The 23101-nt window shown below is 65.8% G+C and carries 16 protein-coding genes and 1 pseudogene; 12 read left to right on the top strand and 5 right to left on the bottom strand.

Annotation, left to right across the window (positions count from 1 at the left end; translation table 11 throughout):
- The first annotated feature begins 225 nt into the window (after positions 1 to 225).
- Together ACW2Q0_RS01350 and ACW2Q0_RS01345 are read left to right on the top strand one after the other, a co-directional pair.
- On the top strand, positions 226 to 2598 hold the full coding sequence (locus tag ACW2Q0_RS01350) for a flippase-like domain-containing protein (protein WP_457185217.1): 2373 nt from the start codon (positions 226 to 228) through the stop codon (positions 2596 to 2598).
- Positions 2599 to 2795: 197 nt separating this feature from the next.
- Positions 2796 to 3404, top strand: coding sequence for a TetR/AcrR family transcriptional regulator (locus ACW2Q0_RS01345; RefSeq protein ID WP_457185215.1), 609 nt, complete (start codon positions 2796 to 2798; stop codon positions 3402 to 3404).
- Between the two features lie 129 nt (positions 3405 to 3533).
- Here ACW2Q0_RS01345 and ACW2Q0_RS01340 read toward each other — a convergent pair whose 3' ends face one another.
- Positions 3534 to 4493, bottom strand: coding sequence for an MBL fold metallo-hydrolase (locus ACW2Q0_RS01340; protein ID WP_457185214.1), 960 nt, complete (start codon positions 4491 to 4493; stop codon positions 3534 to 3536).
- A 178-nt stretch (positions 4494 to 4671) separates the two neighbouring features.
- On the opposite strand from ACW2Q0_RS01340, the gene ACW2Q0_RS01335 reads away from it, so the two are divergent.
- The 5 genes from ACW2Q0_RS01335 to ACW2Q0_RS01315 are packed head-to-tail and all read left to right on the top strand — an operon-like array spanning position 4672 to position 13978.
- On the top strand, positions 4672 to 4989 hold the full coding sequence (locus tag ACW2Q0_RS01335) for an acyl carrier protein (protein WP_457185212.1): 318 nt from the start codon (positions 4672 to 4674) through the stop codon (positions 4987 to 4989).
- On the top strand, positions 4986 to 10682 hold the full coding sequence (locus tag ACW2Q0_RS01330) for an SDR family NAD(P)-dependent oxidoreductase (protein WP_457185210.1): 5697 nt from the start codon (positions 4986 to 4988) through the stop codon (positions 10680 to 10682). The genes ACW2Q0_RS01335 and ACW2Q0_RS01330 overlap by 4 nt, the downstream gene beginning before the upstream one ends.
- Positions 10679 to 12364, top strand: coding sequence for a fatty acyl-AMP ligase (locus ACW2Q0_RS01325; RefSeq protein WP_457185208.1), 1686 nt, complete (start codon positions 10679 to 10681; stop codon positions 12362 to 12364). Before ACW2Q0_RS01330 ends, ACW2Q0_RS01325 begins: the two co-directional genes overlap by 4 nt.
- Positions 12365 to 12419: 55 nt before the next feature.
- Positions 12420 to 12812: a hypothetical protein gene (locus ACW2Q0_RS01320; protein ID WP_457185206.1), complete on the top strand. Its 393-nt coding sequence runs from the start codon at positions 12420 to 12422 to the stop codon at positions 12810 to 12812.
- A complete protein-coding gene (locus ACW2Q0_RS01315; RefSeq protein ID WP_457185204.1) occupies positions 12809 to 13978 on the top strand; it encodes a cation:proton antiporter in 1170 nt (389 codons plus the stop codon). The genes ACW2Q0_RS01320 and ACW2Q0_RS01315 overlap by 4 nt, the downstream gene beginning before the upstream one ends.
- A 31-nt stretch (positions 13979 to 14009) precedes the next feature.
- On the opposite strand, the gene ACW2Q0_RS01310 is transcribed toward ACW2Q0_RS01315, so the two are convergent.
- From ACW2Q0_RS01310 to ACW2Q0_RS01300, 3 genes are all read right to left on the bottom strand, one after another.
- Positions 14010 to 14480 carry an RNA-binding S4 domain-containing protein gene (locus tag ACW2Q0_RS01310; protein WP_457185202.1) on the bottom strand — a complete coding sequence of 157 codons (471 nt, stop codon included), beginning with the start codon at positions 14478 to 14480 and terminating at the stop codon, positions 14010 to 14012.
- Positions 14481 to 14482: 2 nt separating this feature from the next.
- Positions 14483 to 15151: a C40 family peptidase gene (locus ACW2Q0_RS01305; RefSeq protein WP_457185200.1), complete on the bottom strand. Its 669-nt coding sequence runs from the start codon at positions 15149 to 15151 to the stop codon at positions 14483 to 14485.
- 395 nt (positions 15152 to 15546) lie between these two features.
- Positions 15547 to 15813, bottom strand: coding sequence for a hypothetical protein (locus ACW2Q0_RS01300; protein ID WP_457185198.1), 267 nt, complete (start codon positions 15811 to 15813; stop codon positions 15547 to 15549).
- Positions 15814 to 15982: 169 nt separating this feature from the next.
- On the opposite strand from ACW2Q0_RS01300, the gene ACW2Q0_RS01295 reads away from it, so the two are divergent.
- Positions 15983 to 17164: an AAA family ATPase gene (locus tag ACW2Q0_RS01295; protein WP_457185196.1), complete on the top strand. Its 1182-nt coding sequence runs from the start codon at positions 15983 to 15985 to the stop codon at positions 17162 to 17164.
- Here ACW2Q0_RS01295 and ACW2Q0_RS01290 read toward each other — a convergent pair.
- Positions 17095 to 17328: pseudogene (locus tag ACW2Q0_RS01290) on the bottom strand (peptidoglycan-binding domain-containing protein); the annotation flags it as partial. The gene ACW2Q0_RS01295 and the pseudogene ACW2Q0_RS01290 overlap by 70 nt on opposite strands.
- Before the next feature lie 422 nt (positions 17329 to 17750).
- Between ACW2Q0_RS01290 and ACW2Q0_RS01285 the strand changes: the two are divergent.
- From ACW2Q0_RS01285 to ACW2Q0_RS01270, 4 genes are all read left to right on the top strand, one after another.
- Positions 17751 to 19706, top strand: coding sequence for an acyl-CoA dehydrogenase family protein (locus ACW2Q0_RS01285; RefSeq protein ID WP_457185194.1), 1956 nt, complete (start codon positions 17751 to 17753; stop codon positions 19704 to 19706).
- Positions 19707 to 20115: 409 nt separating this feature from the next.
- Positions 20116 to 21210 (top strand): alpha/beta fold hydrolase, encoded by a 1095-nt coding sequence (locus ACW2Q0_RS01280; RefSeq protein WP_457185192.1) that lies wholly within the window; start codon positions 20116 to 20118, stop codon positions 21208 to 21210.
- Positions 21211 to 21445: 235 nt separating this feature from the next.
- A complete protein-coding gene (locus ACW2Q0_RS01275; RefSeq protein WP_457185190.1) occupies positions 21446 to 21733 on the top strand; it encodes a hypothetical protein in 288 nt (95 codons plus the stop codon).
- Positions 21734 to 22255: 522 nt separating this feature from the next.
- Positions 22256 to 23086, top strand: coding sequence for a hypothetical protein (locus ACW2Q0_RS01270; RefSeq protein WP_457185188.1), 831 nt, complete (start codon positions 22256 to 22258; stop codon positions 23084 to 23086).
- Positions 23087 to 23101: the final 15 nt, after the last annotated feature.

Here is a 23101-nt window from a genome sequence, read left to right as displayed (position 1 = left end):
TTATCGGCCCGGACGGATTCGGCAAGACCGTTTACCGACCAGTAGGTCGGAAGCAGCGTAATGCTGTGTATGGTGCGTGCGAACGCAGCAGTTGATCTAGCACGCATCGGTAACTCGCCGGAACGCCCAGAACTCAGCCATCTCGGGAACCGCCGACCCGCAGCGGTAGGTTAGTGCCCACCCACGATCGGCAAAAGGCCCGGAGCGGCGGAGGAGGGCCAGCGAATGCGAGTCGATGGGCGGGATATCCCGGTTACCGGGAGCCTGCTGCAACCGCTGATCCGTCGGACCAGCGACATCATCCGTGTCGTACTCGCGGCACTGTGGGTCGGCGTGGTGGTCGCCGCCTCGCTGATCACTCGGCCCGAGTGGCTGGCACTGGAGCGTTCGGTCTCGAATATCGTCGGTTTCCTCAATCCGGACCAGTCCAATCTGGTGTACCTGGTCTACGGCATGGCGATTCTGGCGCTGCCGTTCGCGATCCTCATCGAATTGATCATCAGCAGGCAGTGGAAGCTGCTCGCGGGGTATGCGGCCGCGGGATTGGTCGCGGGCCTGCTGCTATCGATCACCGGCACGGGATTGTCCGCGCCGCAGTGGCATCTGCAAGTGCCGGATCGGCTCGATACCTTTCTGTCGCAGTTCCTGGACGATCCGCGCTGGATCGCCATGCTCGCCGCGGTGCTGACCGTATCCAGTCCGTGGCTGCCCACCCGGCCCCGGCGCTGGCTGTGGTTCCTGCTGCTCGCATTCGCCCCCATCCATCTGGTGGTCAGCACGGTGGTGCCCGCGCGGGCCATGTTCGGCCTCGCAGTCGGGTGGTTGGTCGGCGCGGTGATCGTACTCGTGGTCGGCACACCGGCGCTCGAGGTGCCGCTGGATGCGGCGGTGCGGGTGCTGGCCAGGCGCGGACATACCGTCACCGCATTCACGGTGCTACGTCCGGCTGGACGCGGTCCGCTGGTGCTCGCCGCGGCCATCGCCGGTCCGGAGCGTGAGTTGACCGTCGAACTGTTCGGCAAGAATCAGCGCAGCTTCGGCGCGTTGCGCCAACTGTGGCGCTGGCTCACCTTCCGCACCAGCGAAACCGCCGCACTGCACGGCTCCATGCACCGCGCCGTCGAGCACCGTGCGCTGCTGGCCATCGCCGTCGGCGAATTGGGTCTGGCCGCTGTGCGACAGGTCGCCGTCGCGGCACTCGAGCGCGGCTGGATGCTGTACGCGCACACCGTGCCGCTGGGCAAGCCGCTCAACGAAACCTCCGATGACGCGCTCGCCGGCGTGTGGAAATCGCTCGCCGCACTGCACCGCGCCCAGATCTCGCACGGCGACCTGCGGCCCGCCGAAATCCGAATCGAGGACGGCGTCACGCTGTTCAACGGATTCAGCAATGCGGAATTCGGTGCCTCCGATAAGCAGCGACAGTCCGATGTCGCGCAGTTGCTGGTCTCGACCACGGCGGTCTTCGGCAAGGAAGCCGCGGTGCGCACCGCCATCGAAACGCTCGGCGAGCAGACGGTGCTCACCGCGGCGAGCCGACTCACCAAGTCCGCCATGCCCGCCGGCATCAAGAAGTCGATTCCGGATTGGGGCGAGGCGGTCTCCTCGGCGCGTGAGGAGGTGCGCAAGCAGACCGGGCAGGACAAGATCGAGGCCGAGCAGATCACCCGGTTCAGCCGCAACCGGATCATCCAGTTGGTGTTGCTCATCGGACTGGTCTATGTCGCCTATCCGTTCATCAGCGCGGTACCGACCTTCTTCTCGCAGCTTCGTACCGCCAATTGGTGGTGGGCGCTGCTCGGGCTGGCGATCTCGGCGCTGACATATATCGGTGCGGCGGCGGCGCTGTGGGCCTGTGCGTCGCGCCTGGCCAGCTTTCGCAATCTGGTGATCATGCAGATCGCCAATACCTTCGCCGCCACGACCACCCCCGCCGGGGTCGGCGGACTGGCCTTGAGCGTGCGCTTCCTGCAGAAGGGCGGACTCGGCGCGGTGCGCGCCACCGCGGCGGTCGCCCTGCAGCAGACTGTGCAGGTGATCACCCATATCGGCCTGTTGATCCTGTTCAGCGTGGCCGCGGGCACGTCGGCGGATCTTTCGCATTTCGTGCCCGACGCCACCGTGCTCTATCTGGCCGCCGGCGTGGGTGTCGGCATCATCGGCACCTTTATGTTCGTGCCGAAACTGCGTCGCTGGCTGAAAAATTCGGTGCGCCCCCAGTTGCAGGAGGTACTGGGCGAACTCGGCGATCTGGCCCGGGATCCGAAGCGCTTCTCGGTGATCGTGCTCGGCTGTGGTGCCATCACGATCGGCCAGGCACTCGCGCTGTGGGCCAGTGTCAAGGCATTCGGTGGTGGCGCGTCGTTCATCACCGTCACCATCGTCACCATGATCGGCGGCACCCTGGCCGCGGCCGCGCCGACACCGGGTGGGGTCGGCGCCGTCGAGGCCGCGCTGATCGGTGGTCTCGCCGCCTTCGGTCTGCCCGCGACTATCGCCGTGCCGTCGGTACTGCTCTACCGCGTGCTCACCTGCTGGCTGCCGGTGTTCTGCGGCTGGTTCACGATGCGCTGGTTGACAGCGAACAACATGATCTGAATTCGGTGGTGCGAAAGCCGATCTCGGAGCTCCGGTCAGCATGTGCTTAAGTGAACCGTTATACGTTTCCGGCCACGTGTCCACAATCGGACCAGATGACCGGATCGACCAGAAGCAAAAGTGCGGATATTGTGCCGTTCCGAACGGATTCGCACAATTTGTACGATAAACGCGGTATTCGCGTTCGGAGGATGCCGATGACCAGCAAAGATCGCCGGGTGCGGCGCACCAAGAGTCTGCTGCAGCGGGCGCTGATCGAGCTGATGATCGAATGCGGCTATGACCGGATCACCTTGCAGGACATTCTGAATCGCGCCGACGTCGGACGCTCCACCTTCTACGCGCACTTCCGAGACAAGGACGATCTGCTGCTGGTCAGCAGTACCGAGTACCTGCGCGCGGCGGTGGCCGATATCGAATCGGCCGCGGATGACCCGGACGCACCGCAACATTCGGATCCGCTCGCACCGCTGTACGCGCTGTTCCGACTGGCATCGGCGAATCCGGAGGTCTATCGGGCGCTACTGGGCCGCCGGGCGACCGGAGTGCTGCTGCGCTCGACGCGGCGCATGGTAGAAGAGATTCTCACCGAACAACTTTCAGGTCGCCTCGAGATGGACGACGACGAATTCGCGGTGACGATGACCTTCCTGTCCTGGGGTGTCGTCGGCCTGCTCGGTTCGATCGCGGATGCGCAACCACCGCTGCCCGCGGCCGAAACCTACCGTCGCCTCGAAGATCTGGTCGGCCCCGGCCTGACGAGCCGGGTATCGCACACCGGACGGGTCCGCCGCGCGGGCCGATGAGCGGTCGACCGCACATCACACCCGATCGGACCGTTCTACCCCCGCGATCGATTCGCTGGTTCCGTCCGAAGTGCACGCGACTCGGCACCAACTCGACGACGGCATCGACGGATTGCGCCCGCGGGCGGGTTACCGGTGCCGGGTGGCCAATGCCTCGACTGCGGCGTAGTCGTGGGCCGCGACGATCTCGATATTGTCGGGGAGGGCATGCAGGCGGTGGATGGTGGCGAAGGCGGCGTCGCGGTCGGCATCGAACAGTTCGCCGGGCATGGGTGCCTTTTCTCGGATCAGCTGGACCTGGAGTTTGTGCCACACCGCGTCACCCGCGAGCAGTACTCGGGTGCCGTCGTCGACCGCGAGCAGGACGCCGATACTACCGGGGGTATGTCCGGCGAGGTCGACGAGCAGCACCGAACCGTCGCCGAACAAGTCCAGGCTGTGCGGGAAGGTGAGCACCGGCGGGCCGTCGAGTTCGAAAGTGTCGAAGGTGCGTCCGCGCAGGGGGCCGCGGACCACGCCGGTGGGGGCATGCGGGCCGTCGAGTGCCCAGGCGCGTTCGACGGCGGGGAGTCGGATGGTCACCGAATCGGGCAGTTCCAGCAGGCCGGAGATGTGATCCCAGTGCAGGTGGGTCGGCACGACGAAATCGATGGTGTCGACGGCGATATCGCGGGCAGCCAGCGCGTCCGAGAGCCCGAGCACCGGCTTATCGGGGGCGACCAGCAACGGAATCGGGAACGGCAGCTCGGGCAGCACCCGATCGTGCACACCCGCGCACAGCGCCGGATCGACCAGGAATCGTGCCTTCGGATGTTCGATCAGATAGGCCGACATGGTCATCGGCAATTCACGCAGGCTGCGCACGCCCTCCGCGACAATCGTGGTGGGCGCGGCCATGCGAGCCTGCATCAAAACGGTGAGCCCGACGGTCACCTTCGGCGGTGGCGGCGCGAGCGGCTCCAGTCCGGCCAGCAATGCGGTATCAGGGCGACGTGGGCGCAGCAGTCGGCCCGGCGTGGCCGCCAGTGCCGTGCAGCAGCGCAGCACGGTCGCCACGGTGGGCGTCCGCTCGGTTCCGGATTCGGGCACGGTGCCACCGTAAGCGATCACGGCAAGCCGCGAAAGAGCGGGGCATGCAGGACAATTCCGGACATTTCACCCGCCTGCTCGGGCTCTGGGAACACCTTGATCGCGTCGATATCTACGGCATAATCGCAGTGGGTACCGGCGTGGGGGCACCAGCCCTCCGGCGACGGGAGGAGGACGGATGGGGCCTGGTCTTCCGGACGGGCAGGATGTTGTCCCGAGCGAGCTGCGAACAGTCGCCAACGGTGTTTCGAAAAGATCCGGTTCGCGACGTGCCGCGCTGCTCAGCGCTGCCACCGCAGCCATCGCCGACCTGCTGAATGTCGATGCCGCAACGGTCTCGACCAGTGCGCCGTTCAGCGATCTCGGGCTCGGCTCGCTGCAACTGGCGCGGCTGACGGCGCATCTGGAAGATGCCATGGGAGTCGAGGTTTCGCTCACCACCCTCTACGACCATCCGGACATCGAGCAGCTTGTCGAGTATTTCGCGGTGCGATGAGCACCGCCGGTAGCGCCTCTGTCCGGCGGTATCCGCCGGTATCGATCGTGGGCATTGGCTGCCGGGTGCCCGGCGCGTCGAATGTGGCCGAGTTCTGGGACATGCTGTGCGACGGCCGGGACGCCATCGGTGCACCACCGCCTGGTCGACCGGGTACGCGACACGCCGGATATCTCACGGACGTCGATGCGTTCGATAACGACTGGTTCGCCATCTCCGGTCGCGAGGCCGCGCTGATGGATCCGCAGCAGCGGCTTGCGCTCGAGGTCGCGGTCGAGGCGCTCGACGATGCCGGAATCGGCTATCGCACCAGGGGTTCCGGGGCTGCCGTTGTCTTCGGTGCGTGCGCCTACGACCACGGCATCGCGGTGCTGGGCTGCGACGGGCACGATGCACCATACGCGGTGACCGGCTCGGCGCTCAGCATCATCGCCAACCGGCTCTCCTATGTCCTCGACCTGCACGGACCCAGTCTGGTGCTGGACAGCGCCTGTTCGTCCTCGCTGGCCGCAGTGGATCTCGCGGTACGCCTGCTGGCCGATGACGCGGTGCCCTTCGCAATCGTCGGCGGGGTGAATCTCGCGCTGCTGCCGCATACCTCGGAGTACCTGGCCGAAGGTGGTTTCCTCGCGCCCGACGGGCGGTGCAAACCGTTCGATGCCGCGGCCGACGGCTATACCCGCGGTGACGGATGCACGGTGGTGGTGCTGCGGCGCACCGCCGATGCGCTGCGCGACGGGCACCGGGTGTATGCGGAAATCCTCGGCACGGCAGTCGGTTCGGACGGGCGCTCCAATGGACTGTACGCACCGAATGGCCGCGCCCAGCAGGACACCATTCGTACCGCGCTGGCACGGGCCGGACTCGATCCACATGATGTCGGGTATGTCGAATGCCACGGCACCGGAACACCGCTGGGTGATGCGGTGGAGGTGAGCGCGCTCGCCGCGGTGGTCGGCAGCGCCGCCGAACCGACCTGGATCGGCTCCCTCAAATCCAATATCGGACATCTGGAGGCGGCCGCTGGAATCACCGGAATGGTCAAGGCGGCGTTGTCCATTCGGCACGGTGTAATCCCGCCGACCATCAATTTCCACACCGAGAATCCACTACTGAAGCTCGCCGAGCACGGACTGCGCGTACCCACCGAACCCGTGTACTGGACCGGCACACCGCTGAGAGCGCGGCGTGCCGGAATCAGCTCATTCGGATTCGGTGGGACGAATGCGCATGTGGTGCTGGGCGGTCTGGAGCCTGAACGTCATCGGAGTTATGAACCGCCCGTACTGCTTCCGGTCAGCGGTCGCGATGATGCCCAGTTGCGGGCGCGCGCATTGCGGTGGGCGGAGTTGCTCGAGGGTGTCCGGGCGAGCGGCATGACGCGAGCCGGCACCAGCAGTTCGTTGCGGACCAGCGGGGGAGATCCCGTACCCGACAGCACCTCGCGCAACGGCCGCACGTGGGAAGGCACCGCACGAGACCACCCCAGCAGCACCTTCCACGAGTGCATACGCCTCACCTTGCCAGACGACGCCACCAGCGCCGCGCACGACCACATCACCGGCAACCCACCAGACGGTACCGGCAGCACCGCGCGGACCAGTGGGACAGACGCCCTACTCGACCGCGCCTCGCAACACGGTATGAGCGGCGTCTCGGGGGACGGTACCGACAACAGAGGAGGTGAGGGCCCCGGCAATCCTGCGCGCGCGGGCATGAGCAGCACTGCGCACGAGGGCATGGAAGTCGCAATCGACGAGATCTCGACGGGCTACTCAGGGACGGGGGATAGCGATCGCGAAGTTCTTCGGCGATTCGCGGCTGCCGCTGCGCGGTTGATTCCCGAGAATTCGTGTGCCGCAGTGGTTTCGCGTGATCTCGACGATGCGGTGGCTCAGTTGCGGGCGTTGGCGGGCGGAGACGTCGGTGCGGCAGTGATAGGGGTGAGTTCGGAGCGGCGGCGCGGTGGCGTGCTGTTCCTGTTCTCTGGGCAGGGTGGTCAGCATGCCAAGATGGGGCGGAGTCTGGCGGCCCGTTATCCGGTATTCGCGAAAACGGTGACCGCTGCCGCGGATGCGATTGCGGCGGCGGGTGGCAGGCGAGTGTGGACGCCGCGCAACGGGTTCGCGCTCAGCGGTACGGCAAGTAACCGGACCACCGCGACGGAATATGCGCAACCGGCGATCTTCGCATTCCAGGTGGCACTGGCAGAATTGCTCGCCGCGTGGGGGATCGAACCCGATGCGGTGGTGGGGCACAGTCTCGGCGAGGTGGCCGGGGCCGCGGTGAGCGGTGCGTTATCGCTTTCGGATGCGGCCCGAGTCGTGGTGCAGCGCAGCCGGATTCTGGCGCGCCTCGACGGGCACGGAGCCATGGCCGTGCTGGAGACAACAGCGGATGAGGCGGTGCGGCTGGTCGAGCCGCTGCACGCCACGGTAGCGATCGCGGCCGTCAACGGACCGCGTTCGGTGGTGATCTCCGGCGCGCCGCGCTATATCGATGCACTGGTCCGCCGGGCCAAGCGCAGACAGATTTTCGCGCAGCGGATCGCCGTCGACTTCGCCGCCCACAGTCCACAGGTCGACGCGCTGCTCCCCGAATTCATCGACGCGCTCGACGGACTCACCACCCAGGTGCCGCGCGTTCCGGTGTACTCCACAGCACGTCGACACGAAACGATCACCACCGCCGTAATGGATGCCCCTTACTGGGTCGAGAATGCCTCGAGAACCGTCGAACTGGCCGCCGCGCTCCAACAAGCCGCCGACGACGGATTCGCAACGGTTCTGGAAATCGCACCGCATCCGGTGCTCACACCCGTCATCCGGGACTTCCCCGAATTCGCCGACGCCACCCATGCGGTAACGACCCGCGACAACGAGGCCGAAGCCTTCCTGACCTGCCTCGGCAAGCTCTACCTCGAAGGCCGCCCCATAAATTGGGCCGCGAACGGCCCCTTCACCACACCCCCACCGCCGCGCCAATGGTCCCGTCGCCACTTCCCACTCATCACCACACGCGATCCCGACACCACCGACGATGCCACCACCAAGCCCGGCACCTGCACCCGAGACGACGCCGCACACAGCCGAGACGTCCAGGACGCAACCATAGGACTCGGCGCCGGTGGTGGCCGCAATATTCACGACGCGAACACCACCACCGGAACCGATGTCGGCCGCGGCCCAGATGGTTTCGATTCGAGCGCGTCAGAGGTCCTCATCGCTGAATCCGAGTTCCCCGCCGAGGATCTGCACGATCACGTCGTGCAAGGCATCCCGACCGTCCCCGCGGTGTTCTGGCTGCTCAGGCTGCTCGGTCTGGCGGGGACCGCACACGTGATCATCGATTTCGTGGTGCATGAGCGCACCGAGCTTGCCGCATTGCCCACCGTCAGCTACCGAGCCCGCGGTGCTGGAAGGTTGCAGGCGGAGGTCACAGGCGCCGGCACGCTGGCTTCGGCACGGTTGGCCGGTGACCCCACACCCGCGGATATCGTCGCATGGATGCGGGTGGTCGACGCAAATCGGGCTGCCCGTCAGCGCATGCGTGTGCTCACGCCAGGTGTTTTCTACGACTCGTTGCGCGCGCGGCAACTCGACTACGGTCCGAGCTTTCGCGCACTGCGCGATATCGCGGCCGGATCCGACTGTGCGGTGGGGTTGTTCGACTCCGCCCCGCTACCGCGTTCGGCGACCCTCGACAGCTGTCTGCAGCTGCTCGCCGCGGCGAGCTGGGACCACCTGCCTGCCGATACCATTGCGCTGCCGATCGGCATCGAATCCGCATGGCTGTCCGCCGAACCGGATCGGGTACTGCTGGAAGCGCATGCGCTCGTGCGTGATCGATCGACGACCGGTCTGACCGGTGACATCATCGGCACCGATCAGCACGGCGTCCCGGTGCTCGCACTGTCCGGTGTCCGAATAGGTTTCGCAACGGTCGAATCGACCACGCAGGCCGGCCCGTTCCGCCATGAAACGTGGATCCCGTTCCAGCACATTCGTCATTTCGCCGAGAACAATGGCTACCGAATCGCGAAGCCGCGGCGTGCCTTGGTTATCGGTGAATCCCAGCTGGCCACCCGGATCGCCAGGGAACTCGACCGCACCCTCCCCACCGAACGGGTCGCTCGGGAACCGGACGCGGCCGGTCCGATCGTCTCCGCCGTACTCGCGGGACGCACGGGCACCGCGAATACGGCAGTCATCGTGATCTGGCCCGCCGAATCCGGCGCGACCCACGCCCATGCCACCGAGTCCGCGAACAGTGTCGCCACGATCGGACGGATACTGGATTTGCTCCAACGTGTCCAATCCGAACACGCCACAGCATCTTTGACGATTGTCCTGCCCTACCCCGGTGCAACCGACCGTCGACAATCCCTTGCGAACGGTCAGCGCAGCTCGACGTCGCCGGGCAATATGATCATTCCGATGGCGGTCGCCGGTTTGGTGCGATCGATGCACCTCGAATCGGGTCGCGACATAAGACTCGTCTGGACCGATACGTCACCGACCGCGGTATCCCGACTACGTGACTTGATCGAGGCCACCATCACAGCGCGTGAGCTCCCCGATGAACTCCGCCTCACCGCCGACGCCATCACCACCCGCCGTTTCGTGCACACGCGCCCACGTTCGACCACCTCAACGCAGATCGACCCCACCGGCACCTACGTGGTCACCGGCGGACTCGGGGCGCTCGGCTCGGTCGCGGTGCGCTGGCTGCTCGATGCCGGTGCTCACGATGTCGTGGTGCTCACCCGCGCTCCTGGACCGGTGCCCGCACTCCTGGACGGACTGGAGGACCGGATCGTCGTAGTGCGCTGCGATGCCGCCGACCGCGGCGATCTCGCCAATGCGCTGAATGATGTTCGCGAATGCGGTTCCACTATCCGCGGCGTCGTCCACGCCGCGGGGGCACTCGAAGACGCCGCCTTCGACGCCGTCACCACCCGCCAACTCGCCCGGATGTTCGCGCCGAAACCCATTGCCGCCAGCAATCTCATCGAACTCACCGCCACCGATCCGACCGATTTCGTGCTGCTGTTCTCCTCGGCCACCGGTGCACTCGGCGCACCCGGACAGGCCGCTTACGCCAGCGCGAATGCCGCAATGGACGCACTCGCCCGCGCCCATCCAGGTCGGCGCGTACAGAGTATCGGCTGGGGCTTATGGGATTCGGGCCTCGCCGAGGACGCGGGCGGTGCCGCACATCTGCGGCGCGCCGGAATCTCCGCGATCGACACCTCACGCGGCATCGAACTACTCGCCCAGACCATGTATTACAACGAGCCCTACCTGCTCGCCTTGGACTACACGCCGACCACCGATCCAAACCCGGTGGCCACCCGCCTGCGCAACCTGCTCACCGACCAACCGCCGACAACCGACCCCGCACCCTCGAATCCGGTATCTCGGCAGCACTATCCGATCGAACCACTCACCGCGACCATCCGCACCGTCCTCGCCTCAACCCTCGACCTGGCCTCCGACCAGCTCGACCCGGAAGCCGACTTCAACGATTTGGGTCTGAGCTCACTGCTCGGCATAGAAATGCGCCGCCACCTCGAGTCTCGTCTCAATATCCGCATCTCGACCGCCGAACTGTTCCAATACCCGACCATTACCGCACTCGGCGCCGCTTTGGCCGACCGAGTCGCGGCCACGAGATCCGACGGTGTGCGGTGACCTCGCCGAACACGAGGCGCCAGACCGATGTCGTGGCCGCACGGGTCGCCGGTTGGGTGCGAACCAAGCCCAACGACAATGCGTACACCGAATTGCGTTATCGCGGAATGGATTGCACTCCCGTCACGTCGACCTACCAACAGCTGCACTACGCAGCGGGCGCCGAGGCGCAACGGCTCAGGGCGACCACTGATCCCGGCGACCGAGTGGCGATCCTGTGCGCGCACGGAATCGACTACGTCATAGCCTTTCTCGCTTGCCTCTACAGCAATCGCATTGCGGTGCCGCTGTTTGCGCCGACGGGTAGGAAAAACCTGGCTCGACTCGAGGGTGCACTCACCGACGCCCGACCCACCTCGAGCCTGATCTCAGCCGCCGACATCACCACCAGCGAACTCCTCGGTCCGGCCCTGGGACAGGTGCTGAAACTCACGCCCGATACCGCCCCTGCGGACGATCCGATCATCGATGCCATCCGAACCGAAACGGCCTACCTGCAGTACACCTCCGGATCGACCAGGACGCCGGCGGGCGTGGCAGTGAGCCACGCGAATCTCGCTGCGGCACTGGAACAGTTGTGGACCGCGGTGCCCGCCGTGCGCACCGGCCCCATCGTGTCCTGGCTCCCGTTCTTCCACGATATGGGCCTGATCCTGGCCTTATCATTGCCGCTCTACTCCGGCGTCCACGGCGTCACCATGGCACCGGTGGAATATGTGAAACGCCCCATCCGCTGGCTACGCGCCCTCAGCGACTACCGCGCGGGCGCCACGGGTAGCCCCAATTTCGGTCTGACCCTTGCGGTCTCGGCAACGACCCCCGAAGAACGCGCGGGACTGAACCTATCCGGCCTCGACGCACTGCTCAACGGCGCCGAACCAATCCGCGCCGAAGCCCTGACCGATTTCACTGAAACCTTTGCCCCCTACGGATTCCGGCACCACGCCCACACACCGGGCTACGGCTTGGCCGAGGCCGCACTCACGGTCACCGTATGCGATCAGTTGGATGAACCCATCGCGCATCGATTCGACCGTATCGCCTTGGCGCAGGGCCGCGCACAGACCGCGGCGGCAGGTATCCCGCTCGTCGGGTGCGGTGTACCCGCAGGCCAGCGCGTTGCGGTGGTGGAGCCGAGTGAAAACACCGAGGTCGCAGCGGGCACCGTCGGCGAGATCTGGGTCCACGGCCCCAATGTCTGCGCCGGGTACTACAACAGTCCGATCGCCACCGCGGCGACCTTCCGGGCCGGCCTGTCGGGCGGCGACGAATCCTGGCTGCGCACAGGCGATCTCGGCTTCTGGTACGAAGGCCATCTCTATATCGCGGGCAGGCTGCAGGATCTCATTGTCATCGACGGCCGCAATCACTATCCCGACGATATCGAATCCACGGTTTCGGACTGCGCGCCCGAGTTACGCGTCGGTCACGTAACCGCATTCGGCCACGATGACGGTCACCGCGAGGATCTGGTGGTCGTCGCCGAACTCGCGGATCCGGCCGCCACCGGATCAGCGGAGCTGGCCCGCCGTATCCGCAATGCCATCGCGGCCGCCCACGAGGTGACACCGGCAGCCGTCGTCCTGGTCGAGCCGGGTCGGATCCCGAAGACCTCCAGTGGGAAACTGCGCCGCGGCGAATGCCGAGCGCTCTACGGGACCGGCCACCTGACCGGGCCGTAGCGCAAACACCGCCAATCTCCCCCTGCGCAACCACATCGAGCGCGATGATGTGCGAATGACGACCGCAAGCATCCCCGTGACATGGAAAGATCTGCCGGACGAACACGATTACCCAGCGGCAGCGGATTATCTGGAGTTGCTTGCCGCACCGGATGTGATCGACACGGTGATCGCGGAACTACGCAAGGTACCGATCGTGCACAAGAAGGCCAAGGACATCCTGCGAGCGGCCGGACTCGAACTGCTGTCGGCCGATAATCCGTATGTCCGCCGCGATCTCATCAAGATCAATAACCGCAAGTCGCTCTCCCCGATCCTGCTGGTGCGCGGCGATTTCCGCACCGGTGTGCCGATGGTGATCGCCGATGGCTACCACCGGGTCTGCGCCGTCCACTGGGCCGATGAGAATATCGCCATTCCGGCGAAGATCGCCGGAATGCCGCAGTGACCTTCGCCACCCTCGCCCTGGTCATCACGCTCGGACTGTCCGGTCCGCTGCTCGCGCTGCGGCAGACCTGGCACCTACCGGTGATCCTGGGTGAACTGCTCGCGGGCATCGTCTTCGGCACCACCGGATTCGGCGTCCTGCACACCGGCGAGCCGATCTTCACCTTTCTCGCCGATATGGGTTTCGCCGTGGTCATGTTCGTCGCGGGCACCCATGTCCCAGTGCGCGATCCGGCCGTGCGCTCCGCACTCGGCAAGGGCGCGGTCCGGGCCGTGCTGGTCGGATCGCTCGCCAGCGCAGCCGGTTTCGGGCTGGCCCGCTGGTTCGGCACCGGACACGGCGCGGTCTACGCGGTGCTGATGGCGTCCTCTTCGGCGGCACTGGTGCTGCCGATCATCGATTCGCTCGGCCTGCGGGGTGAACCGGTCCTCGCCCTCACGGCTCAGGTCGCGATTGCCGATACCGCGTGCGTGGTGGCGCTGCCGCTGGTGATCGATCCAGCGAATGCGGGTCGTGCGGCACTCGGCGCCGTCGCGGTCGCGGCGGCGGGAGCGGTGCTGTTCCTGGTGTTGCGCGAGCTGGAGCGGTCGGGGCGGCGACGGCGCGTGCACCGGCTGTCCGAGAATCGCAAATTCGCTCTGGAACTGCGGGTCAGTCTCGCGGTGCTGTTCGCCTTGTGTGCGCTGGCAACCCAGACTCGTGTCTCGATCATGCTCGCCGGATTCGCCGCCGGACTCGCGGTCGCCGGCATCGGGGAGCCGCGTCGCGTGGCCCGCCAACTCTTCGCCATCAATGACGGCTTCCTCGGCCCGCTGTTCTTCGTCTGGCTGGGCGCCCGGCTCAACCTGCGCGAATTCGGCGATCACCCGCAGCTGATCGGACTCGGCTTCGCACTCGGGATCGGCGCGATGCTGGTACACCTGAGCACCCGGGTCGCCGGAGCGCCGATCGCCTTCGGCACGCTCGCGGCGGCACAGGTCGGCGTCCCGGTCGCCGCCGTCACGGTCGGCTCACAACTACACGTCCTGGTACCCGGCGAAGCATCCGCGATGATGCTCGGCGCCTTGTGCACCATCGCCGCCGCCGCACTCGCAGCCGGTCGAATCGCAGCCGCCGGCGTTCGCACGAGCGGAGCAGCGGCACGAATCCACCAAGGCGACAACTGATTTCGCGAGCACAATGGGGTAACGCCCAAACTCAGCCGCAATCCCAACGGTCAGCCCGTGACGGCCGTTGCTCGGCACCGACGACCGGCAAAATATTCGGGGAGCCGGGGGAACGCAGGCGGTCCGTCTCGCGACGTTCCCGTTTGGTGGGTCGACCGGAGCCGCGGTCGCGGCGCGGCATGGCCGCGACAATCTCTCGGGGCGGTGGCGGTGGGCTGCGGTCGATCAAGCACTGTGCGGCGATCGGAGGGCCGACGCGCTTGGTGATGACGCGCTCCACGACGACGATGCGCTCAACGCCACCAGCGCGGATGCGAACCTCGTCACCAGGACGAACCTGCTGGGCCGGCTTGGCCGCGACACCGTTCACGCGGACGTGGCCACCGCGGCAGGCTTCCGCAGCGGCGGACCTGGTCTTGAAAAGACGCACCGCCCACGTCCAGGAGTCCACGCGGGCCTGGTTCGGGGCGGTGTTCTTAGTGGTCGGTTGGGCGGGTGCCACCCTTAGACCATACGGCGTGCCGTCACAACCATGTCGGGGCGCAGGGGGGTGTAGGACACCGGCTGACCGGACTGGACCGCATTGAGCAGCTTGCCATCGCCCGCGTACAGGCCGACGTGGCCACCGCCGTTGGTCACCACGATATCGCCGGGCTGCAGGTTCTCGTACGCGACCGGCGCACCGACGTGCGACTGCTCGAAGCTGGTGCGCGGCAGTTCGATTCCGGCCTGCTTGTAGGCCCACTGAACCAGACCCGAGCAGTCGAAGCTGAACGGTCCGGACGCACCCCAGGAGTACTGCGCGCCGATCTTGGACTTGGCGGCGTCCAGCGCGATGTCACTGGCAGTGCTCTGGTGGAACATCTGCGGCATCGCCGGGGCGAGGAGACCGGGGAGCGACGGCGCGGCCTGCGGTGCGGCGGCCTCGGGCGCGGGCGCGGCGGGCATCGAGGCGAGCGCCTGGGTCAGCTGCTTACCCAGATCCTGGGCCTGCTGATCGAATTCCGGCGGAACAGGGACGTCGAAGTCGCCGACCCCTGGGATGTTGATGGTGGCTGCCATTGCGGGGATCGCGGGCATCGCACCAGTGGATGCGGCGACCGCGCCCATGACGAGCGCACCCTTGACGGAATTCGGTAGCCGCGATTCCCGCTGCAAGCTGTGTTTACCCACCGAGCCGAGTCTCCGATCTTCTGCTCTCCCGCCGACCGGGTCAGCTGTCGAGTTCGGACCGGCAGAACGGCCCCAACTCCCAGTTGAATCTCTGGGTCCCGGTACGGCAGCCGGATTTGGTGGCCCCGACAGCCGTTTTGGCGGTAACTCAGTGGCGCCGCTTCTCTTCCGAACCGACAGACTCCACTAAGTCACGAAGAGATTACGACCAGGACGCGATGTTGTCCAGCCCACAGACCAGCATCTTCGAGGATGATCGGAAACTCCCAGGACGAACGACCGGGCTGTGACACATTCGGATGGTCACGACACGGTATCGGCGTCGCAGCCGCGTGTTATCGAATCGAGTTCCGATCGGAAGCGACACCGCGCCTACCGGATTCGTGGACCGGCGGCTACTCGCCGGATCCGGCGCCCTCTTTACCGAGCGCGCGCTCCAGTTCATCGATCCGCCGCCGCGCATCGGCAAGGCCGACCTCGAGCTGACCGAGCGTCACCACCAGCGGTCCCACCGCGAGATCCGCGACGAGCTGTGGATCATCGAAACCCTGATCGATCGCGGCCAGGATATTGGAGCGGATGCGGGCGGCCGCGGTGGCGGCGGCGGGAACCTTCCAGGACTCGACGACCTCGGCCGTGGTGGGGAGTGGTTCCTCGGACATACCCCTCCATTCCGGTACTGGACGGTTCACCGAACCGCTATCAGCGTAGAGACTTTCGCGGCGATGGCAATAGTGTCAGTTCCAGCATGCGACCGTTTGCTAGCAATATCTAGGACACGCCGTATACATGGCCAGATTCAGCTGACGAGACGCGCTACGGTGTCTGGGCATGGACCCCGTGCGGAATCCGTATGCTCCCGGAGCCGGACAGCGCCCACCCGAACTCGCCGGGCGCGATAAACAACTCGAGGCGTTCGACATTGTGCTGGAGCGGATCGCGCGTGGCCGGCCGGAACGCAGCGTCATGCTCACCGGATTGCGCGGCGTCGGAAAGACCGTGCTGCTCAATCAACTTCGCTCCGCTGCGGGTTCGCGCGGTTGGGGCACCGGCAAGATCGAGGCCCGCCCGGATCAAGAACTGCGCAGGCCACTGTCGTCCGCGCTGCATATGGCCGTCCGCGCGATCGCCATGGCACACCGCAATCAGGAGCGTGTCGACGACTTCCTCGGCATACTCAAGGCTTTCGCGCTGCGCTCGACTGCTGACAAGAGCATGCGGGACCGCTGGCAGCCCGGTATCGACGTGCCCGCGGTCACCGGTCGCGCCGATTCCGGCGATATCGAGATCGACCTGATCGAACTGCTCAAGGAGGCGGCCGCACTGGCCAGCGATATCGGCGTCGGCATCGCGGTCTTCATCGACGAGATGCAGGATCTCGGTCCCGCCGACATCTCCGCAATCTGCGGCGCCTGCCACGAATTGAGCCAGGACACTGCACCTTTGATCGTGGTCGGCGCCGGACTGCCGCATCTGCCCGCAGTACTGTCCGCCTCGAAGAGCTACTCCGAGCGACTGTTCAGCTACCACCGCATCGACCGCCTCGACCGCGAATCGGCGGATCAGGCCCTCATGGCACCGGCAGAGCGCGAGGAGGTGAAGTTCACCGAGGAAGCGCTGGATGCCTTGTATCAGCGGGCGGATGGCTATCCGTACTTCGTGCAGGCCTACGGCAAAGCGGCCTGGGATCAAGCGCCGGAGAGCCCGATCACCGCCGAGGATGTCGAGGTGGCGGCACCGAGCGCCGAAGAGGAACTGGCCGTCGGATTCTTCGGTTCCCGATACGAGCGCGCGACCCCGGCCGAACGCGAATATATGCGCGCCATGGCCGATTTGGCGGGCGATGACGGCCCGGTGCCGACCGCCGCGGTGGCCAATGAACTCGGCCGCAAACCCGCCTCGCTCTCACCGGCCCGCGACGGTTTGATAAAGAAAGGCCTGATCTATTCCGCCGAGCGCGGCACCATCGGGTTCACGGTGCCGCACTTCGGTCGGTATCTGCGCAGCGTGTAGGCGAACGGCTCAGAACGACGAGGGGGAGTGGACAGCGGTAGTCGCAATTCCCCTGCACCGCGCAGGCATGACGCATCGACCGCCGGGCCGATCACGCCGTGATCGTAAATGCCGGCGCCCCGCTGGAAGTTCCGCACCGCCGCCTTGGTCTTCGGACCGAACCTACCGTCGACATCGACCCGCTATTGCCGTAGCTGAAGGTCACGAATGCGTGGACCGCCGCGACACACGGCTCCTGATTGCGCACCTCTGGCGGAGTGTCGGCTTGGCGACCAGACACTGACCGATGGGCGCGCCGGGTACTGGAACCTCGGCATGTGCGGGCGCCGCGATGGCGGCGCTTCCAGCCGCCGCGGCGACTCCGATGACCACCTGGGCAATCATCCGGCGAATCCGCTGAACGCCGGAAACGCCCTGCGTCGAGAAACTCCGACACCCCGGCGCGCGGCAGGTGTCAGCGGTGCATCCGCCCTTATATCAAGATCATTAAGAGATTGATCGATAATGCTCCACCTCGACATCTACCGGCCGGTAACAAACCCTCCTACACTCTTATGTGATCCCGATCACGTCCGAGGAGGACATCATGGCGACTACCGCGAAAGTCGACGCCACCGAAGAACAGGCCCGTGCACTGGTCGAGGAGTCTCGCGAAACCGGCTGGGCCAAACCATCGTTCGCCAAGGAGATGTTTCTGGGACGATTCCGGCTCGATCTGATCCACCCCTATCCCCAGCCCAGCGACGAGGATGCCGCGCGCACCGAGGCCTATCTGGCCCGGCTGCGGCCGTTCTGCGAATCGCTGGACGGCAGCGTCATCGAGGCGGAGTCCAAGATTCCGGACGAGTACGTCAAGGGCCTGGCCGAACTCGGCTGCTTCGGCCTCAAGATCCCGGAGGAATACGGCGGCCAAGGCCTTTCCCAGGTCGGCTACAACCGGGCCTTGATGCTGGTCGGCTCCGCGCACCCCAGCCTCGGGGTCCTGCTCTCGGCACACCAGTCGATCGGCGTACCGGAGCCGCTGAAGCTCGCGGGTACCCCTGAGCAGAAGGCCGAATTCCTGCCCCGCTGCGCGGCGGGCGCGGTCAGCGCATTCCTGCTCACCGAACCCGATGTCGGCTCCGATCCGGCCCGCATGGCCAGCACCGCGACACCGACCGAGGACGGCGAGGCCTATGAGATCAACGGTGTGAAGCTGTGGACCACCAATGGCGTGGTCGCCGAACTGCTGGTGGTCATGGCCCGGATACCCAAGAGCGAGGGTCACCGCGGCGGCATCTCGGCCTTCATCGTCGAGGCCGATTCACCCGGCATCACCGTCGAACGGCGCAATTCGTTCATGGGCCTGCGTGGCATCGAGAACGGGGTGACCCGGCTGCACAACGTCCGGGTCCCCAAGCGCAATCTGGTCGGTCGCGAGGGCGACGGCCTGAAGATCGCGCTGACCACGCTGAACGCGGGACGACTCGCCATACCGGCACTGTGTACGGCCGCCTCGAAGTGGTCGCTGAAAATCGCCAGGCAGTGGTGCACGCAGCGGGTGCAGTGGGGTCGGCCGGTCGGCGAACACGCGGCGGTCGGGGAGAAGATTTCCTTCATCGCGGCCACCACCTACGCACTCGAGGCCGCGCTCGACCTTTCGGCCACCATGTGCGACGAGGCCCGCAACGATATCCGCATCGAGGCCGCCCTGGCCAAGCTCTGGGCCAGCGAGATGAGCTGCCGAATCGCCGACGAACTCGTGCAGATCCGCGGCGGGCGCGGTTACGAGACCGCGGCTTCGCTGAGGGCCCGCGGTGAGCGCGCGGTCGGCGCCGAACAGCTGGTCCGCGATCTGCGGATCAACCGCATTTTCGAGGGCTCCAGCGAAATCATGCGGCTGCTGATCGCCAGGGAGATGGCCGATGCGCATATGGCGGCCGCAGGTGCGCTGGTCGATCGGAACGCGGAGCTCAAGGACAAGGCCAAGGCCGCGCTCGGCGCGGGTGGCTTCTATGCCAAGTGGTTCCCGCAGCTGGCCGTTGGCACGGGTACGGTGCCCGCAACCTATGCCGAATTCGGCCCGCTGGCGCGGCATTTGCGCTTCGTCGAGCGCAGCGCCCGCAAGCAGGCCAGAGCGCTGATGTACGCCATGGCGCGCTGGCAGGCGGGTCTGGAGTACCGGCAGAACTTCCTTGGTCGCATCGTCGATATCGGCGCGGAGTTGTTCGCGATTTCGGCCGCCTGCGTGCGCGCGCAGGCGCTGCGGACAGCGGGCGCGCCGGAGGCCAAGGCCGCCGAGGAACTCGCCGATACCTTCAGCAGGCAGTCGCGGATTCGGGTGAAGAAGTTGTTCGACGAACTGTGGGACAACACCGATGACGACGATCGCACCCTTACCCGCAATGTCCTGGACGGCCGCTACCAGTGGCTGGAGGAGGGCATCTTCGATCCGAGCGAGGGCACCGGGCCGTGGATCGCGGAATGGCAGATGGGTCCGTCGACCGAGACCAACCTACTTCGACCGTTCCTGCCGTCGACCCGTAGCCACGCGGGCACCTAGCTATGCGCGCAGCCACTGCGAGCCGCCACTCATTCGTGGTGGCGGCTCGTTGCGTGCGAGGTATTCGCATTTCTCGGGAAATCCCTAGACAACTAAATAATCTTGATACTCCGACGTGGTGACCCGCCCGATAACAATCTCTAGCAGATTCTAGAAAATTTGATCAATTACCCAATAGAAGGCAACGCAGCGGTCGATCATAGACATCTACCTGAATCCAGCGTCCGACTTACTCGTTCGTAGACGCACCGATCGACCAGGTCGTAGGCATGCACATGTCGATCAGTGGCGTCAGTTGGACAACGCGTACATAACGAGCGGTATGGTGCGCTAACGCCACGGGAATCCAAGTCGACAACCGGGCAAGAACGCTCCGCAAGGGTGTCCTACGAGGCACAGGAGAACCTTCATGTCCACGACCATCGCCCACCGGGCCGCCGACCACGACGGCCATCGGATCACGGTGTCGGCCGACGACGGCACCCCGATCGCGGTCCGCACCTTCGGCTCCGACAACGCCCGCCTGACCGTCGTGTTCGTGCACGGTCACTGTCTGCGCGCGCAGTCCTGGTCATTCTTGCGCGATCAGTTGTTGCGGCACTGGGGGACGGTCGTCGGCGAAGCGGACGGAGCGGGTAAGCACAGCGCGACAGTCCTCGGCGAACCCGATGGAGTGGGCATGTACAGCGCGACCGTTGTCGGCGAAGTCGTCGGAACGGGCAAGTTCAGCGGGTCGGCGGATGTGCGGATGGTCTTCTACGACCACCGTGGACACGGCGAATCCGGCGTCGCCCATCCCTCGACCTACACCATCGATCACCTCGCCCACGACCTCGACGCCGTGCTGCGGTCGGTCGCGCCGACCGGTCCGATCATCCTCATCGGACATTCGATGGGCGCGATGGTCACCCTGGCCTACTCTCGGCTGTTCCCGGCGACCATCGGCACCCGGGTGGTCGGTGTCGGGCTGATCGCCGGTGCGGCCAATGGCATCACCGAGGTTGGACTCGGCCGTTTCCTGAATCGGCATGCGGTGAACTCACTGCAGGTCGCGGCGTTGCGGGCGCCCCGGTTCATGCGGGCCTCCAAGCGGCTGTCCCGCCGGATCTTCGAGCCGATCGCCCGCGAGGCGAATATGGGTACCAAGCGGACGAATCCGCGCATGGTCGCGGTCGCCGCGGCGATGATGAACGACACGCCGCTGCTCACCATGTCCAGCTTCCTGATCTCGCTGATGACCTTCGACGAGACCGCGTCGCTGCGTCGACTCGGCAACATTCCGGCGCTGATACTGGCCGGTTCGGCCGACATCGTGGTGCCGTTCGCGCATTCGGTGGTACTCGCCTCGCAACTGGCGGGCGCCGAACTGGTCCGCCTCGAGGGTGCCGGGCACAGCGTGCATCTGGAGCGGGCCGAGGAGGTGGCGGTGTCCATCGTCGCCCTGGTCGACCGGGTTGTCGCCGCCATGCACGGTCAAGGCCCCGGGTACGCCACCGCCAGCTGACCGCACGGCTCGTCGGAACTCACAACAACCGATTGGCCGAACCCGGCAACAGACGGGTGAACAACCGAAATTGTGGGCACTACGAGCCAAAATAGAATTTCTCGCGTACTGTGTTGTAGATCACGTTGTGTGGTGAGTCACACGAATCGGTAGAGCGCGGTCCCAGGCAGGCAGACGAGGAACCACCCGCTACCCATCGAGTTCGTCTGTCCGCCAAGGAATACAGGAGGTATCGATGACACGCAGCGAAATCGCGGAACTCCGCTACGCGGTCGGCCAGCTCCGGCAATCCATCGGCACACTGCGCTCCCACTACGGCGACGCCAATTCGGTGCGGCGACTGGAGAACGACCTCGAGCGGCTCGTGATCGATGCCGATGAAATCGAGCAGTCGCCGCCGCAGGAGATCGTGCGCCGTCCACAGGAGACCATCTACGTGCCGGACAGCAAATCCGACGAAGCGGCGTGGATGGGCGCACAGGACGAGGGCCTCGGATTCCACTCCCGCCCGCGCACGAAATAAGCTCCCCACCCTTTGCCGATCGTCGGGCACGCCACAATGTCGGTCGCGGACTGCGGTCGGTAACTCGTCGGCTTTGCGCGTGCCCGACGAGTTACCCCATGTCTTCGCGAAATCAGTTGTTGCGTTGGCCGCGTCGAGTGGGGCCGACGCGCTGCCCTAGCCCGACTGCGGCGTCGTCGGCGCCGAGCTGGTGCCGGGGTCGCGCTCCAATGCTCCACCAGCGCAAGCACTTCCATAATCACAGCCGCGGCGAACACGCCCGCAGTCCGCGGCCGCGGCGGCGGTCGATACGGAATCAGGCGACCGCGGCCGGCGATCGATAGGGCTTCGTAGCCGATTCGCCACCCTGCGCGGCGACCAAACCTGGATCGAATGTGGCGGAAATCACGGTCCTCGAGGTGGGGTGGCTTTGTCGGGACACCGCTCGAGCGATAGCTGACGTGTCGTATGGTGCTCAGCATCACATTCGACTGCGGAGGTCACGGGGACCATCCGCACAGCAGATCAGCGAGGCATCCACCTGTGAGTGCCGCACCGACCGCCGCCCCGGAAACGGGCACCGGCGTCTTCAGCAAGACCAGGGCCGCCATCTCCGCGCGCACACTGCGCACCGACCGGTGGTGGGTCCCACCGCTGGGGACGGCCGTTGGACTAGCCGCTTTCGTCATCTACGCGACCATCAGATCGTATGTGCGAACGGCATATTGGGTTCCGGAGTACCACTACCTGACGCCGTTCTACTCACCGTGTGTGAGTAGCGACTGCGTCGAGGGTTCCAGCCACTTCGGCGCGTGGTTCGGCCACATCCCGGCGATCCTGCCGCTGGGCTTCCTGGTGCTGCCGTTCCTGCTCGGGTTCCGGCTCACCTGCTACTACTACCGAAAGGCCTACTACCGCGCGGTGTGGTTCTCCCCGCCCGCGTGCGCGGTCGCCGAACCGCACGCCAAATACACCGGCGAGACCAAACTGCCGCTGATCATCCAGAACGCGCACCGCTACTTCTTCTATGTGGCCGTACTCGTTTCGCTGATCAACACCTATGACGCGATCACCGCGTTCCACGGCAAGACCGGCGGCTTCGGCTTCGGTCTCGGCAATATCGTGCTGACCGGCAATGTGCTGCTGCTGTGGGCCTACACCCTGTCGTGCCATTCCTGCCGGCACATCATGGGCGGCAAGCTCAAGCACTTCTCGGCGCACCCGGTGCGGTATTGGTTCTGGACCCAGGTCTCCAAGCTCAATACCCGCCATATGGCGCTGGCCTGGACCACCCTCGGCACGCTCGTGCTGACCGACTTCTACGTGATGTTGGTTGCCAGCGACACGATTTCGGATCTGCGGTTCATCAACTGACCGCCTTCACAAACC

This window comes from Nocardia citri (genome assembly GCF_054065835.1).
The sequence above is the reverse complement of the archived record's forward strand: the minus strand, read 5'-3'. Positions and strand labels throughout refer to the sequence as shown.